The organism is Bradyrhizobium sp. USDA 3240, assembly GCF_054063295.1.
On sequence record NZ_JBSSGD010000002.1, the window covers coordinates 5026949 to 5042756 of the forward strand.

The 15808-nt window shown below is 65.5% G+C and carries 14 protein-coding genes and 1 riboswitch; of the genes, 5 read left to right on the top strand and 9 right to left on the bottom strand.

What is annotated here, in order from left to right; genetic code table 11:
• The first annotated feature begins 312 nt into the window (after positions 1-312).
• Positions 313-1881 (top strand): CYTH and CHAD domain-containing protein, encoded by a 1569-nt coding sequence (locus tag ACVIGA_RS24355; protein WP_456668287.1) that lies wholly within the window; start codon positions 313-315, stop codon positions 1879-1881.
• A 70-nt stretch (positions 1882-1951) separates the two neighbouring features.
• Here ACVIGA_RS24355 and ACVIGA_RS24360 read toward each other — a convergent pair whose 3' ends face one another.
• Entirely contained in the window at positions 1952-3184 is a 1233-nt protein-coding gene (locus ACVIGA_RS24360; RefSeq protein ID WP_456668288.1) for an MFS transporter, read from the bottom strand.
• 225 nt (positions 3185-3409) lie between these two features.
• Between ACVIGA_RS24360 and ACVIGA_RS24365 the strand changes: the two genes are divergently transcribed.
• Entirely contained in the window at positions 3410-4699 is a 1290-nt protein-coding gene (locus ACVIGA_RS24365; protein WP_456668289.1) for a hypothetical protein, read from the top strand.
• Between the two features lie 127 nt (positions 4700-4826).
• Here ACVIGA_RS24365 and ACVIGA_RS24370 read toward each other — a convergent pair whose 3' ends face one another.
• Both ACVIGA_RS24370 and ACVIGA_RS24375 read right to left on the bottom strand, forming a co-directional pair.
• Positions 4827-4997 (bottom strand): hypothetical protein, encoded by a 171-nt coding sequence (locus ACVIGA_RS24370; protein ID WP_223974688.1) that lies wholly within the window; start codon positions 4995-4997, stop codon positions 4827-4829.
• Positions 4998-5109: 112 nt separating this feature from the next.
• Positions 5110-7374: a TonB-dependent receptor gene (locus tag ACVIGA_RS24375; RefSeq protein WP_456668290.1), complete on the bottom strand. Its 2265-nt coding sequence runs from the start codon at positions 7372-7374 to the stop codon at positions 5110-5112.
• Between the two features lie 110 nt (positions 7375-7484).
• A riboswitch (cobalamin riboswitch) is annotated at positions 7485-7682 on the bottom strand.
• A 112-nt stretch (positions 7683-7794) separates the two neighbouring features.
• On the opposite strand from ACVIGA_RS24375, the gene ACVIGA_RS24380 reads away from it, so the two are divergent.
• From ACVIGA_RS24380 to ACVIGA_RS24390, 3 genes are read left to right on the top strand one after another with little or no spacing between them, the layout of a single operon-like run.
• A complete protein-coding gene (locus ACVIGA_RS24380; protein WP_456668291.1) occupies positions 7795-8838 on the top strand; it encodes a FecCD family ABC transporter permease in 1044 nt (347 codons plus the stop codon).
• Entirely contained in the window at positions 8835-9608 is a 774-nt protein-coding gene (locus ACVIGA_RS24385; protein WP_456668292.1) for an ABC transporter ATP-binding protein, read from the top strand. Before ACVIGA_RS24380 ends, ACVIGA_RS24385 begins: the two co-directional genes overlap by 4 nt.
• 41 nt (positions 9609-9649) lie before the next feature.
• On the top strand, positions 9650-10444 hold the full coding sequence (locus ACVIGA_RS24390) for an ABC transporter substrate-binding protein (protein WP_456668293.1): 795 nt from the start codon (positions 9650-9652) through the stop codon (positions 10442-10444).
• Positions 10445-10544: 100 nt separating this feature from the next.
• Here the strand turns inward: ACVIGA_RS24390 and ACVIGA_RS24395 are convergent, their stop codons facing one another.
• The 6 genes from ACVIGA_RS24395 to soxA all read right to left on the bottom strand — a co-directional run bounded on the left by ACVIGA_RS24395 (position 10545) and on the right by soxA (position 15785).
• Positions 10545-11585: an MBL fold metallo-hydrolase gene (locus ACVIGA_RS24395; RefSeq protein ID WP_456668294.1), complete on the bottom strand. Its 1041-nt coding sequence runs from the start codon at positions 11583-11585 to the stop codon at positions 10545-10547.
• A gap of 274 nt (positions 11586-11859) precedes the next feature.
• Positions 11860-12318: a DsrE family protein gene (locus ACVIGA_RS24400; RefSeq protein WP_456668295.1), complete on the bottom strand. Its 459-nt coding sequence runs from the start codon at positions 12316-12318 to the stop codon at positions 11860-11862.
• A 109-nt stretch (positions 12319-12427) separates the two neighbouring features.
• Positions 12428-12883, bottom strand: coding sequence for a DsrE family protein (locus ACVIGA_RS24405; RefSeq protein ID WP_456668296.1), 456 nt, complete (start codon positions 12881-12883; stop codon positions 12428-12430).
• Positions 12880-14628 (bottom strand): thiosulfohydrolase SoxB, encoded by a 1749-nt coding sequence (gene soxB, locus ACVIGA_RS24410; protein WP_456668297.1) that lies wholly within the window; start codon positions 14626-14628, stop codon positions 12880-12882. Before soxB ends, ACVIGA_RS24405 begins: the two co-directional genes overlap by 4 nt.
• Positions 14629-14664: 36 nt before the next feature.
• On the bottom strand, positions 14665-14979 hold the full coding sequence (locus tag ACVIGA_RS24415) for a hypothetical protein (protein ID WP_456668298.1): 315 nt from the start codon (positions 14977-14979) through the stop codon (positions 14665-14667).
• A complete protein-coding gene (gene soxA, locus ACVIGA_RS24420; RefSeq protein ID WP_456670881.1) occupies positions 14976-15785 on the bottom strand; it encodes a sulfur oxidation c-type cytochrome SoxA in 810 nt (269 codons plus the stop codon). The genes ACVIGA_RS24415 and soxA overlap by 4 nt, the downstream gene beginning before the upstream one ends.
• Between the last annotated feature and the right edge of the window lie 23 nt (positions 15786-15808).

The window sequence follows — 15808 nt, forward strand, 5'->3', positions numbered from 1 at the left end:
GGCAAGGCCCTGAAACGGGTTCCGGGCCAGGCCGATCGTCTCGCCGAACTGTCTGCGGTTGATCTCGATGCGCTGTCGCGGATCGAGCCGCTCTTGAAGCAAATGTTGTCGCGGCGATCGGAATGAATTCCTGCTGCGCATCACGCTTCGGCGCGCTTGGATGGCGATGCGGCCAAATCCAACTTAAAAGCGTGAGTCTAGATACAATTTGCGGCCAATGCGGGCTGCAATGGCGCGATATGCCTTGTCATTGTCATGAAACCTTCATACACCATGCCGGGGGCGATTTCATTCGATGGACGGCGGCCGGTCGTGACCGATGCGGGGACTGCCATTGCCGTCAGGCATGGCGATCAGGCGGAAATCGAACTCAAGCTGCTTGCGCCGCAAGGAAGCCTCGAAAAACTGCGCGAGGCAGCCTGCATCGTGCAGCATGCGCGCAATCGCGGCGCATTTCACCGGCTGGAAACGGTCTATTATGACACGCCGGAGCGGCTGCTGTTTCAGCATGGCATGTCGTTGCGTGTGCGACGCAGCGGCAAAAGCTTCATCCAGACGCTGAAGCTTTCGTCCAATGGCGCGCAGCCTCTGAGGCGGCGTCAATGGGAGATGCCGATTGAAGGCATCACCCCCGATCTGGCGCGGTTCCCCGCCGACGAGGTCGGCGATCCCGTGGCGGGGCTGAGCAACGATGGACTGGTGCCGGTGTTCGCGACAAAAGTGCGCCGGCACGCGCGGCAGCTCGATCTGCCCGATGCGTCGGTTGAGATCGCATTCGACGAGGGGACGATCGAGGCCGATGCGCGCCAGGAGGTGCTGTCGGAAATCGAGCTTGAACTGAAGAGCGGCAATGCCGGCGTCCTGTTCGATCTCGGAACCCAGCTGCTCGACGCCGCGCCGCTGCAGATCGGCACGCGAAGCAAGGCGGAACGCGGCTATGCGCTGGCGTTCGATGTCGCGCCGTCGGCAACGAAGGCCGACTTGTCAGGCATCACGGCGGACCTCGTGGTCGACGACGTCATCGCACTGCTGGTGGGTTCCTGCTGGCATCATCTTTTGAAAAATCACGCGGTGGCCGAGCAGGGATCGGACCCCGAAGGCGTGCACCAGATGCGGGTTGCCCTCCGGCGCTTGCGGACGATCTGTGCGCTGTTCCGGCGCGACATTCCTGCGCCGGCATTTCTGGCGATCAACAGCGAAGCAAAATGGCTGATGCGGCAACTCGGCAAGGCCCGGGATTGGGACGTGTTCGCCGGAACGACCATCACCCGCCTCGTCAGCGCGGTTCCGGATATCGACCTGGACGGCCTTCGCAAGGCGGTCGAGCAGCGGCAGAAGTCGAGCTACGGGACCTTGCAAAGCGTTCTGGCTGACCCCCGATGCAGCCGCTTCCTGCTCTCGCTGGGGCATCTGGTGGAACGCCGCAGCTGGCGCAACGAGATCGACAGCGAAGCGCTGGCTGTCCTGTCACAGCCGATGCCGGTGCTCGCCGATCAGATTCTGGAACGATTGCATCGCAAGACATTGAAGCGGGGTGCGCGATTCCGGCGGCTCGATATCAACGCGCAGCACAATCTCAGGATCAATCTCAAGAAGTTGCGCTATGCGGCGGAGTTCTTTCTGCCGCTCTATGCGTCCCACGCGCCGGCGAAGCGCTATGTGAAACGGCTCGCCGGGCTGCAGAACAGCCTCGGGCGGGTCTGCGACATCGGCAGTACGCGCGTGCTGCTCCACACCATCGCGCAGGACGACCAGCCTGCGCTTCATCTCGGCGTCGGCGCGATGGCCGGCTGGCTCGCCCGCGATCAGATCGCGGTCGCGAAAGCGCTGCGCAAGAGCTGGCGCCGCTTCAAGACGACGCCCGCATTCTGGGGCCGGTGAGTTCGGCGGCGGCGTGGATCGTCGCGTCTTGCGTGGACGGAAGCTCCATGCGGCTTAGAGCAAGGGCGCCCTAACGTGGCTGCGCCTGGATCGCAAGCCCGGAGGCCTGCGGCTTGCGTTCGGTGACCAGCGCAAGCAGCACAGTCAGCACCATGAAGCCCACCGACGCACCGAACACCCAATGCGGCATGTGCTGGTCCATGATCCAGCCGAACAGCAACGGGCTGACGATGCCGCCGAAATTGAAGCCGGTGGAGACGATGCCGAAGGCGCGGCCGGCCGCACCGGGAGGCGCGGCGTTGCGCACCATCATGTCGCGGGACGGCGCGATCACGCCGCCGAGGAATCCGGCGAGCCCCATCGCGAGCGTGAGCGCCACCGGCGGCAGGTTCATCAGCGCAATCAGTAGCACCAGCACGGCATTGACCGCGAAGCAGGCCGCGGCGAGCTGGCTGTGGCGATGGGTCCAGTCGGCAAGATAGCCGCCGGCGAGCACGCCCGCCGCGCTGGCGCCGAGGAACGCGGTGAGCGCGATGTTGGCGGTCGAGAACGACGCGCCGTAACCGCCCATCAGCGCGACCACGCCGAAATTGTTGATGCCCGAGGTCGACAGGCTGAGCAGCGTGAAGAACGCCGTCAGCACCATCAGCGCCGGCGTGATCACGCTGGCCTTCGGTGCTGAGTCGTCCTTCGGCTTGTTCTTGTTGGCGCCGGCATCGGGAATGCCGAGCACGATCAGGAACAGCGCCACCAGCGGTCCGACGGCGCCGGCCACGACCAGCGCGCCGAGGCCGCCGATCGAGGCGACGAGCGCTGCCATGATCGCAGGCGCCACCGCGCCGCCGAGGAATCCGGCAAAGGTGTGGATCGAGAAGGCGCGGCCCATCCGCGCCTCGTCCATATGGGCCGAGAGGATGGCGTAGTCAGCCGGATGATAGACGCTGTTGGCCAGGCCGAGCGCGATGGCACAGACGATCAGCGAGGTATAGCTCAGATGCAGGCCGAGCCCGATCAACGCGCAGCCGCCGATGGTCAGCCCGATCAACAGGATCTTGCGCGCGCCGATATGGTCGGCGAGGTAGCCGATCGGCGCCTGGGTCAGGCCGGAGACCACCGCAAACACCGTCAGCGCGAAACCGAGTTCGACATAGCCGACGCCGAGCTGCTGCTTCAGGAACGGGAACAGCATCGGCAGCACGAAGATATGGAAATGGCTGACCCAATGGGCAACCGAAATCCCCGTCAGCGTGCGCAGCGCGCTGTCGGCTTTCGCTTGCTGCGGTGCGGCCAGAATGTCGACCATGTCAGTGAAACCCCAATTCCAAAGCGTTTTTGAGCGAAGAGGGTATCGGTTCGCGTGCAGAAAACGCGTCAAAAAATATGCCCGGCAGGGCGGGCAGAAAATAAAGGCTGGCCGCTAATTGTCCATGAACGCGCCTGCATGGCTGCCCCCGGCGCGGGCGTGCCGGATCGACACATGCGGCATTAAAGGCGGCGACAAAGTGCGGTCCTGCGGTGATGATCGGTCATGATCGACCCCAAAAAGCCGCTCCGGGTGCTTGTGTCAGAGGGCTCCAGCACCTCCGGCCGCGAGGCGATCACGATCCTGGGGCTGGCCGGCCATCACGTCGAGGTCTGCGACCCCTCGCGCTGGTGCCTGGCGCGCTACTCCCGCTTTGTCCGCAAGTACCACCATTGCCCGCCGCTGCGGTCAGATCCGGCCGGCTTCCTGCGCTTCGTCGAGCGGCTGCTGGCATCGCGGCAATACGATGTGCTGCTGCCGACCCATGAGCAGGGGTTTCTGTTCGCCCGCGCCGCGGCGCGATTGATATCACGGACGGGCCTGGCGCTGCCGGATTTCGACAGCTATCGCGCCGTGCACAGCAAGGCCGGCTTCAGCCGGCTGCTCGACCGGCTCGGCCTGCCGCAGCCGCCGACCCGGATCGTGACCTCGGCCGACGGACTGCGCGACGGCCTGCGGTTTCCATCCGTGGTCAAGACGTCGGTCGGCACCGCGAGCCGCGGCGTCTGGTTCGTGCGCGACGCGGGCGATCTCAACCGCGCGCTCTATGATCTCGAATCCGCCGGCGATTTTGCCGGCGAGGTGCTGGCGCAGGATCTCGTCACCGGCACGGTCGAGAAGGCGCAGTCGGTGTTCTGCCGCGGCACGCTGACTGGTTTCCATGCCTACCGGCAGATCGCGGCCGGCGTCGGCGGCGGCGAGGCGATCAAGGAGAGCGTGAGCCGGCCGGCGGTCCGCGCCGCGCTCGAGACCATCGGCGCGCATCTCGGCTGGCACGGCGCGCTCTCGGTCGATGTCATCATGCCGCTCGACAGCGCAACGCCGCTGTTGATCGACTGCAACCCGCGGCTGGTCGAGCCGATGAACGCGTACCGGTCCGGCACCGATCTGGTCGATCTGCTGCTGCGCGTCTCGCTTGGAGAGACGCCGCCGCCGCTGGCCGAGAGCCGCGCCGGGGTGCGGACGCACCTCGCGATGCAGGCGCTGCTCGGCAGCGCATCGCGCGACGGCACGCGCCGTGATCTGATCAGGGAATGCGGCCGCATCGCCGCGGGCGAAGGTCGTTATCGGGGAAGCAGCGAGGAATTGACGCCGGTGCGGCTCGATTGGCTCAGCGCCGTGCCGCTCGCGATGACGACAGCGCTGCTGCTGGCATCACCGCCGATCGCCTCATCGTTGGCGCGCGGCGGCTTCGGCGCGCATCTGCTCGATCGCGCGAGTATCAAGACGATCGAGGGGGAGGATTTCCTGCGCGATCTCTCAACGCGTCGTCCCGGCGAAAGCCGGGACCCATAACCACAGGATTGGATTGTCGAAGACGGCTGTGGCCCCAGCATTGTGAGACAATTGGCATTCGTGGTTATGGGTCCCGGGTCGCGCTTCGCTTGCCCGGGACGACGGGGGGATGGGCATCGCTCATCCCTCACAACGGCTCATCGTCATTGCCGTAGCGATCGACCTTCGGCGTGGCGATGTCGCCATCCTCATAATCGTCGTCCTGCGGCGCTGCGGGCGGCGGAGGCTTTTTCGACTTGTCGTCGGACTTGTCGTCGATCTTGCCGCTGCCCTTGCTCTTCTTTCCGGCCTTGGCCATGCGTTTCCCCTGCGCGGGTCAAATCATCTGCCGGAATTCTACTCCAGTTTGCGGCCGCTTGTAACGTGAGGAGGCGGCACGGCGGGGTCACACCCGCCGCGCCGATCATGCTCTAGAACGTCGCGCCGGCCTTGACCATGTAGGTGCGGCCGGGCAGCGGATAGGCCGAGAAGCGGCCGGCCGTGAACGAGCTCGCGATGGCGTAGTCGTAGTAGAGCGCATTGAACAGATTGTTCACGCTGAGCGACCAGAAGAAGCGGTCGTATTGCCCGCTGAGCTTGAGATCGGCAGTGGCGTTGCCGGGAATCCGGCTCTGGGTGTTGGCCTGGTCGTTGTCCATGATTCGCGAGCTCCAGGCCCGCACCGTGGCGTCGAACACCAGATAGTTCTGCCAGATATTCCAGGTCACGCCGAGATTGCCGGTGTAGCGCGACACCAGCGGCACGTCGTTGCCGGCCCAGATGCCTTCGCGGAACACCGCACGGGTGATCGCCATGCCGCCGCGCAGGGTGACGCTGTCGCTGACCTTGAGCGAGGCGCTGGTCTCCGAGCCGTAGCGGCGGGTGGGGTCGAGGTTGGTGTTGTAGAACAGCACCGGGTTGAAATGGATCTCGTTCTCGAGATCCATCAGATAGATGCTGGTCTGGACCTGAAACAAGTTGGTCTTGACCCGGAAGCCGCCCTCGACGTCCTGCGACGTCTGGGTCTTGAGCTGGAAGTTCTGCGGGATCGGGGCGAAGGTCAGCGGGTCGAATGACGGACCCGATGCGACGCGCTCGTCGACATCGGGTGTGCGGAATGCGCGCGCGGCGCGGCCGAACACCGAGAAGGTGTCGGTGAAGCGATGCTCGGCGCCGACATGCAGCGCGTATTGGGTCTCGTTGCTGTCGAGCGGCGCCGCCTGCGTGTCGAACGCAAACGGTGCGTTCGGATCGTAGCGATCGCGTGCCGAGACGCTGGTATTCTGGACGCGCGCCCCGTAGGAGAAGTCGGTCGTCGGCAATAGGCCCAGCGTGTGCTGCCAGTAGCCGGCTACGGTCTGCTGCTCGATATTGTAGATGTGGGTGGGATCGACGCCCTGATAGGCGCCGCGTGCTTCGCGGAACGTCGAATCGTAGTAGTCGATACCGGTCAGGATCGTCGACGGCATGCCCAGCATCACGTTCTTGACGCTGAGCCGCGGCGTGATCGACCAGGTCTGTAGCGCGGCGTCATTGTAGGTCGAGGCGAAGCTGATGGTCGGCACGGTGCCGAAGAAGCCGCTTTGCGTCTCGCGCTGCCGCCAGCCGCCGTCGACGATGAGGTCGACGCCATTCATCAGCGTCTTGGTAAAGCCGGTGGTGACGCTGGCGGTCTGCTGGTTGGCATAGTCGAAGGGCGTCGCCGCGCCGCGGCGATCGGTGAGCAGTTCGTTGACGCCGATCGACGGATCGACCAGCCGTCCGCCGGGCAGGCCGAGCTTCTGGTCGCTGCCGGTGACGGTGAGGAAGGCGGTGAGATCGGACGTGGTATAATTGACGTTGCCGACGGCGTTGCGCTGGTCGAGCGCGTTATTGACACGGTAGCCGTCGGACTTGATGCCGTTGCCGTAGAACGAGGTCGACCATGGGCCGGAATTGAGCGCCGCGGACACCGCGGCCATGCGGGTGCTGAACGAGCCGAAGCCGCCTTCGGCGCGTATCGTCGCCGGCGGACCGCCGGCGCCGGTCTTGGTAATGATGTTGACCACGCCACCCACCGCGTTGTCGCCATAGAGCACCGCACCGCTGTTGCCGCGCGTGATCTCGATGCGCGCGATCGAATCGAGCGGAATCGTCGTGAGATCGAAGCCGGCCTTGTCGACGTCGTTGAGGCGTCGGCCGTTGAGCAGGAACAAGGTGTTGTCGGAGGCGAATGCGCCGAAGCCGCGCAGGTCGACCGAGGTCTTGGCGCCGTTCGGCCCGCCGTAAAGCGTTTGCAGCTGGACGCCCGGCACCTGCGCGAGAATCTCGGGCAGCGACTGCACCGGCGAATGCGCGATGTCGTCGGCCGTGATCACGGTCGAGGAGGAGCCGACAATGCCCGCGAACTGCCGGCCGCCGCCGGTGCCGCCCGTTCCGTTGGCGGTGCCGGTCCCCGTCGTGTTCGATCCTGCTCCGCTGCCCACATTGTTGCCTTGGGCGGTGCCCGGCGCCAGGCGACGCGGCGCCGGCGCTTCGTCGGCGGCCGGCTTGGCGCGCGTGAAATTCTGGTCGCTTGGCTTGGTGATTTCGACGGCCGGTAGCTGATCGGGCGAGGGTGCCTGCTGTGCCCGTGCGGTCGAGAGAACGATTGCCGGCGCGATCATCGTCGACGCGAGCAGAAGCGCGCGGCGCCGGAAGGACGAGTTGGAGAACATCTAGGTGAGACCTCGGTAACGTCAGTGGCACGTCACCGCGAAACCAGTCTCACCATGCGCTCTCGCATCAGGTGAAGCTCATGCCTGTACTCCCCGACCGGCATCTTCGCGTGTGACCACGGCTGACGGCAGGTCTCCTGGCTCGCGGGTCGTTACCCTTCGTCGCCTTCCCAGGACCGAGATTCCCAGTGGCCTGTGACGAAGGATTCACCGCATACAGTTGCGGGGGCAGCCGCGGCATTGGGGAAGTTTCCCCGCACCGCATTCCCTTTTCATCTCATGAAAGAACCGTCATGTTCATCTAGGGTTCGGCCCGGCAGCAATGTCAACCCGGCGGACGTCGGGCAGCGGTCGCACGGCTACGGTTTTTGGCGGGTGTCGCTTGCCTGCCACGGCGATCGCTGTAAGAGCATGGATCCAATGAGCGTGCAGGATTTTACCTTGGCGGCCGAGGTCGCGGCGCGGCGCCGGTGGGGCGCCATCGCGGCGCTGCTCGCGCTCGTGGTCCTGCTGCTGGTGCTCTCGCTCGGCATCGGGCCGGTGCGGCTGTCGCCGCTTGCGGTGATCGAGGCGCTGTTCGGCGGCGGCAGCGACGTGGCGCAGGTGATCGTGCGCGAGATCCGGTTGCCGCGCACCATTCTGGCGTTCGCGATCGGCGGTATTCTCGGGCTATCAGGCGCGGCGCTGCAGGGCCTGCTGCGCAATCCGCTGGCCTCGCCGTCGCTGTTCGGCGCGCCGCAATCGGCGGCATTCGGCGCGGTGCTGGTGATCGCGCTCGGCCTCGCCGATGTGCGGTCCTACGCGCTGCCGGTGGTGGCGATCATCGCCGCGTTTGGCTCGGTGTTCGCGCTGCTCGCAATCGCCGGCCGCAATGCCGGGCTGCTGATCCTGATCCTCGCCGGGCTTGCGATCTCGAGCTTTGCGGGAGCTGCAACCGCGCTGGTGATGAACCTCTCCAGCAATCCGTTCGTGGTGCTGGAGATCGCATTCTGGCTGCTCGGCTCGCTGGAGGACCGCAGCTTCCAGCACGTGGCGCTGGCGCTGCCCTTCATCGTCGTGGGTGCGGTCATCCTGCTCAGCCAGGCGAACGTGTTCCGCGCGCTGACGCTCGGCGAGGAGGCGGCGCAGAGCCTCGGCGTCGATGTCGGGCGGCTAAGGTTGCTCGTGATCACGGGCGTTGCGCTCGGCGTCGGCGGTGCGGTCGCCGTCACGGGCACGATCGGCTTCATCGGTCTCGTCGCACCGCACCTGATGCGCCCCCTGATCGGTCACGATCCGGCACGGCTGCTGGTGCCGAGCGCGCTCACCGGTTCGGCGCTGCTGCTCGCCGCCGATATCGCGGTGCGCATCATCCCCTCGAGCTCGGACATCAAGGTCGGCGTGCTGACCTCAATCATCGGCGTGCCGTTCTTCCTGTATCTGATCATGCGCGAACGCCGCGCGCTCGGCGGAGGCGTGGCATGACGCTGCTCGCCGCCACTGCGCTCAATACCTCGCTCGGCAGCCGCAAGGTGCTGCACGATGTTTCGCTGTCGCTGGAGGCCGGCCATCTGGTCGCGCTGGTTGGCCCCAACGGCGCCGGCAAGACCACGCTGCTGCGCGCGCTCGCTGGACTAATTCCATCCGATGGCGACATCAGGATCGGCGGCGACGCGCTGGCGTCGCTGCCGCTCCGCGAACGGGCGAAACGTTTCGCCTATTTGCCGCAGGGGCACATGGTGCATTGGCCGCTGCCGGCGCGCGATATCGTCGCGCTCGGCCGTTATCCGCATGGCGCGACCGATCCGGCGCGGCTGTCGCAAAAGGATATCGAGGCGGTGCTGCGGGCGATGCAGGCGGTCGACGTCACCGAATTCGGCGACCGCCGCGTCACCGAGCTGTCCGGGGGCGAGCGCAGCCGCGTCGCGCTGGCCCGGGTGCTGGCGGTCGAAGCGCCGGTGATTCTCGCCGACGAGCCGACCGCTTCGCTCGATCCGCGCCACCAGATCGACGTGATGCAGAAGCTGCGCAACGTCGCAGACGCCGGCGTGCTGGTGATCGTGGTGACGCACGATCTCGGGCTCGCCGCGCGCTTTGCCGATCATGTGCTAGTGCTGTCCGAGGGACGGCTGGCGGCACAGGGCACGTCGGGCGACGCGTTGTCGGAGAGCGTTCTGGCTAGCGTGTTCCGGGTCCGCGCCTATCGCGCCGAATTTCAGCGCGAGGCCGTCATCGTGCCGTGGGCGGATGTGTGATGGGTGGGCGGCGTCTCGCAGTTTTGGCCGCGGCGGCATGGATGATGTCGTGTGCCGCCGCCTTGGCGGCCGGACCGAGCATCATCTCGATGAATGTGTGCAGCGACCAGCTCGTGCTGTCGCTGGCCGATCCGGACCAGATCCTCGGGCTGAGCCGCTTTTCGCGCGATGCCTGGCAATCCTGGGCCGCCGAGAAAGCGCGAAACTATCCGCGCCTGTCGGGCGGGGCTGAGGACGTGTTGTTGCTCAAGCCCGACCTTGTCGTGGTCAGCCTGTTCGACAAGCGCGCGACGCGCGATCTCTTGAAGGCCAATGGGCTGCACCTCGTCGAGTTCACAGTGCCGCGCACGCTGGGCGAGGTGAGGGACCAGATCCGCGCGATGGGTGACGTGGTGCAGCATCCCGATCGTGCGCAGGCCGAGATCGCACGGCTCGATGCGGCCGTCGCGCGAGCGCGGGCGGTGGCGAGTGTTCATCACTATCGCGTGCTGCCGCTGGAGCGCCGCGGCTTTGTGTCGGGCGACAGCAGCCTGATCAGCTCGCTGCTGGCGGCAACCGGCCTGATCAACGCGGCCGGCGAGCTCGGGCTCGGCGCGGGCGGATTTGCTTCGCTGGAGGCCATCGTAAAACTGCGGCCGGATTTCATCCTGGTGTCGGAGGCCGGCGATCGCGCCGAGGATGAGGGCCGCGCCTTCCTGCTGCATCCGGCGCTGGAGCGCTTCTATCCGGAGAGCAAGCGGATCGTGCTGCCGGAGCGGCTCACCGTGTGCGGCGGCGTGATGCTGGCCGATGCGCTGGATCGGTTGACGGCGGAGTTACAGCGGGTGACGCGGTAGGTACACCGTCATTGCGAGGAGCGACAGCGACGAAGCAATCCATGCCGCAGCAAGCGGAGAGATGGATTGCTTCGCTTCGCTCGCAATGACGGGGAGAAACCTACCCCATCACCACCGGCCCGCCGACCTTCTTCCAGGCATCCATGCCGCCTTCGATATGCGCGGTGTTCGCCAGTCCGGCCTTCTTCGCAGCGGCCACCGCCATCGCCGAGCGTTCGCCGAAGGCGCAGAAGAACACGACGCGGCGGCCGGTCGCGGCCGCGACTTCGCGCAGCATGCCGCCGGGCTGCAAGGTGGCGCAAATCCCGGGATAGGGCGCGTGCAGCGCGCCTTCGAGCGTGCCGTGCTTGGCTCGCTCGCCGCTCTCGCGCAGATCCACCAGCAGGATATCGGGCCGGCCGAGGCTCGCGATGGCGTCGCGCGCGCTAAGCGAGAGGCCTTCCTTGGCGAGCTCGTCCTGGTGCAGGCCGACATGCATGTTGGCTGGCAGCACGACGTCCATCAGCTTCGGGTTCGGCAAATTGAGGTTGTTCATCAGCTCGACATAGTCGTCGATCGATTTCACCTGCAGCCGCGGATTGTAGCGCTTCTCCTCGCCGATGGTGGAGACGGTGTCACCTTTGTAGTCGTGCGCGGGGAACACCATGGTTTCCTCGGGCAGCTTGAGCAGGCGGTTGAAGATCGAATCATACTGTGCCCGCGCGCTGCCGTTCTGGAAATCGGTGCGGCCGGTGCCGCGGATCAACAGCGTGTCGCCGGTGAAGACGCGGTCGCCCATCAGATAGCTGTAGGAATCGTCGGTGTGGCCGGGCGTGTACAGCGCTTCGAGGCAGAGGCCTTCGATCGTCACCCTGTCGCCGTCGGAGACGCGCATCGAGACCACGTCGGCCTTGCTCTGCTCGCCCATGATGGTGATGCACTGGGTGCGGTCGCGCAGCTCGCCGAGACCGGTGACGTGATCGGCGTGGAGATGAGTGTCGACGGCCTTGACCAGCCGGAGGTCGAGTTCCTGCAGCAGCTTGCAGTAGCGGTCGGCCTTCTCCAGCACCGGATCGAGGATCAGCGCCTCACCGCCGGCGCGGCTGGCGAGCAGATAGCTGTAGGTGCCGGACACGCTGTCGAACAGCTGGCGAAAGATCATGACGGCTTACCTGTTCTCCGGGTCGAGTCGTGAGGAGGATATTATTCCATAGATGGGGTGGATTCAAAGCAAATCCATCCCCCGGAGTAATCCGGTCCCATCACCCCCAATCCATCACCGTCACACTGAGGAGCCGCGAAGCGGCGTCTCGAAGGGTCGGCGGCCCGGCTCTTTCCGAGAGGAGTGTTGGCGCGCGGAGGCAATGGGGCCGTGCATCCTTCGAGACGCCGCTTCGCGGCTCCTCAGGATGACGGTTCTGGATGGGCGCGGACGCCTACGGCCTCACGTAACTCCAGCCCTGCTCCTGCAGCTCCATCAGATGGACCACGCCCGACGGTACGATGGTGGCGTCAGGGACGACGGCGATCGCGTGGCCTTCGGCCTTCTCCATGCCCTGCCTGGTGTTGTTGCAGGCGGAGAACTGGATCTTGCCCGGGAATACGAGATCCTTGAGCCGCCTGATGCGGTCCTGCACCGGCGAGGTATCGCTGCGCAGCATGTTAAGGCCGGGACCGTAGGTGACGATGTCGATCTCCACGTCCTCGTTCCTGGCGCGGTAATATTCGATCACGTTGGTCGCGTTGTTGAGCGCGAGATTCATGATCTGCGGGTCGTTCTGGTCGACCTGGATCGCGATATGGTGCGGCTTGTCGGCGGCGAGTGCGCTCGCCGTGAAGGCAATCGAAAGCACGACGGCGGCGGCGAGACGGCGAAGCATGGCAGGATATTTCATGTGACTGCCGCTCTCTCCGTCATTGCGAGGAGCGAAGCGACGAAGCAATCCATTCGGTCCCTGCGACAAAGCATGGATTGCTTCGCTTCGCTCGCAATGACGGCGGGGGTTAAGGACGGACCAGCGTGTATCCGTTCTCGGTGAGAAGCAAAATCTGTGCGACGCCGACCTGCACGGGGGTGGCGGCTGCGATGTAATCGGGCCGTTTACCGGTGTCGCGCTCGATGGTGTCGACGGTGTTGAGGCAGATGTCGACCCGCGCGCCCTGCGCGACCAGGCTCTCGACCAGCTTGCGGTTGGCATTATCGGGTCTGAACAGGTCGATGCCCGGGCCGAAGGCGACGATCTCGACCGCGACCTTGTCGGGGTCGTAGTGCTTCATCAGATTGCTGGCGACGCTGAGGACGAGGCCCTGCTTCTTCGGATCGTTGTCGGAGAGCTGCAGCACGACCTTGTGCTCGGCGAACGGCTTGTCCTGCAACGGCGCGAGCTGGGCGCGGGCCGGCGGCGTCGCCAGCGCGACCGCCGCAAGGCCGAGCGCCGCGATGAGCGCGCGCCGCCTCATCCGTGCCTCGCGATGCCGGGATTGTCCTCGACGCCTTTCAGCGTCACGGCGGGTTCGTCGCGGTTCGGCGGCCGGCCGGAGCGCAAATGCTTGGCCACGACATCCCAGATCGGCGCGCCGTTCTGCTGGTTGACCGAGGCCCAACCTGCGACCTTGTAGTGCTTGCCGGCTTCGAGGTGTTTGCCGTTGCCGAGCTTCAGCTCGGAAATGCGCTTGCCGACGGATTCGCCCGGCGTACAGGTGTAGGCGAGGCCACCGACGCGGACCATGTCGCCGCCCTGCTGGTAGTAGGGATCGACGTTGAACAAATTGTCGCAGACGTCTTCCAGCACATCCTTGATCTGGCTGCCGGTCATGCTGGCGACGTAGGTCTCGGGATAGGTGATCGCGGTTTCCGACAGCACGTCTTCCATGGTCAGCGGCTGGCCGGCCAGCGTGGTGAGGCCCCAGCGGAAGCCGGGCGACAGCGCGATCTCGGCGTTGAGCTCGTTCACCAGCGCATCGCAGATCAGCTGGTCGACGGTGCCGGAAAAATTACCGCGGCGGTAAAGCAGGCGATCGGCCGTGCCGAGCTTGTCGCTCCACTCGTCGGCATGGGGATCGCGCATCTTGTCGATCAACGCCTGCATCGCGGGATCGGGCTTCAGCAGTTCGGCGAACACCGGCAGCAGGCGGTAGCGGACATTGGCGACCTTGCCCTTGGTGAGGTCGAGATCGAGCACGCCGATGAACTTGCCGTTGGAGCCGGCATTGGTCACCAGCGTGACGCCGCCGGCATTGGTCACCGTGATCGGGATCGGGATCGCATCATGGGTGTGGCCGCCGAGGATGACGTCGATGCCGGTGACGCGGCTGGCGAGCTTGAGGTCGACGTCCATGCCGTTATGCGACAGCAGGATCACCGCCTCGACCTTGTCGTTGTTGCGATGGCCGTCGACCAGCTTTTGCAGCTCCTCGTCGCGGATGCCGAACTTCCAGTCTGGCGTGAAGCGCTTGGGGTGCGCGATCGGCACATAAGGAAAGGCCTGGCCGATGATCGCGACGCGATGGCCGCCGATTTCCTTGATGGCAGACGGCTTGAACACCCGCCCCGAGGCCGGATCGAACGCCTTGGCGTCGTTGAACGCGGCCTCCTCGGTCAGGAACACGTTCTGCGCCAGGAACTCGCCCTTGAAGCGGGAGAGATTGTCGCGCAGCACCTGCTCGCCATAGGTGAATTCCCAGTGCCCGGTCATCGCCTCGATGCCGAGCAGATTGGCAACCTCCACCATGTCGGCGCCGTTCATGGCGTTGGCGAGCCCGGTGCCCTGCCAGAGGTCGCCGCCGTCGAGCAGGATCGAGCGCTTTTCGCCGACATCGGCGCGCAGCTTGTCGACCAGCGTCTTCAGATGGGCAAAGCCGCCGAGCCGGCCGAAGCGGACGGCGGCCTTCTCGAACTCGACGCAGGTAAAGGCATAGGCGTCGGCGCTGTCGGGCCGGATGCCGAAGCGGTCGAGGAACGCCTTGCCGACCAGATGCGGCGGCTGGCCGGCCATCGCACCGACGCCGATATTGACGCCGGGCTCGCGAAACAACACCGGCTTCAGCTGCGCATGCGTGTCGGTCATGTGCAGGATGCGGGCGTTGCCGAAGCGTTCGAGGTCGTAGACGCTGGCGGTATCGGCGCTGCGCGCGAGGCGAGGCACGCCGGCCACGAGCGTTGCGGCGGCGGAAGCTCTCAGGAAATCCCGGCGGCGGATGATCATCACTCTCTCCGCGCGGCCCCCGTGGCCTGCGCGCCTTTAGCGAACTTCCATGTCCTTCCAGCGTTCCTTTTCGCTGGTCGCCTGGAAGATCGATGCCTTTGCCAGCGCCTCGGCCTCCTTGGCCTGGGCGACTGCGGTGTCGAAATCACCAGCCTCACCGGCCTTTTTTGCGGCGGATAGCGTCGAGGTTGTCGTGGTCCACTGGTTGCGCAGCTGGCCTGCTTCCTTGTTGGCGGCTTCAGCCGCGGCATAGGCCGCCTTGTAGTCGGCCTCGGAGGCGGCGAGGGCGGTGGTCGCGGTCGCGATCAGCAGGGCCGATGCCGCGAAGATGGCTCGCATGACCGCGCTCATGGCCTGGCTCCCGGCCCCGAAATCGGCAGGCCGTTGCTGACATAGGACAGGTAGTACTCGAGGTTGCGGTACTCGTCGTCCTGCGGATTGAGCGGCACGCCGCGGATCTGGCTGTTGCAGGTGGTGAAGCGGCGGCTCGTGGTGCCCATGCCCGACCATTCCGAGCGGTAGATCGGCATCGCGTTCAGGATGCCGAGCGCCGGCGCCAGTACCTCGGCGCGGATGCGCTCGCCCGGGCTCTGGATGTGGCAGGTGGCGCAGGAGAAATTGAGCTGGCCGCGCCGCGTGTAGAAATACTCCTTGCCCTTCTGATAGGCCTCCAGCGCGCGCGGATCGTTCGGGATCTTGATGTCCATCGGCTTGCCGCGCGAGGTGAAGGCCATGTAGGCGGTGAGCGCCGCCATGTCGTCCTTCACATAGGAGAACGGGGCCTCGCCATTGGCCTCGCGGCAGCGGTTGAGCGCGAGCTCGAGCGTGACGACCTTGCCTTCCTTCTCATCGAAATAGGGATAGTTCTGGCGGATGCCGATGCCCTGGTTCGGGAAGCAGTCGGCGTAGGTCTTGCCGTTCTTGAACGGCGTCGAGAACATTTCCTTGCCGGCCTCGAGCGAGAACTCGTAGGGCGGAAACTGCTCCTTCTCTTCCCACTGCTTGTGCAGGTCCTCATTCATCGAATAGGGACCGTTGACAAAATCCTCGGGCTTCAACTTGGGGAATTTGCTGGTGAAGAATTTCTGGAACGCGGCCTTGTCGGCGGCGGGATCGACGCTGTCGGCTGCGTGCGCGGCCGGCGCCAGCGCCAGCATGCCAAATGCGAGCGTCGCGATTG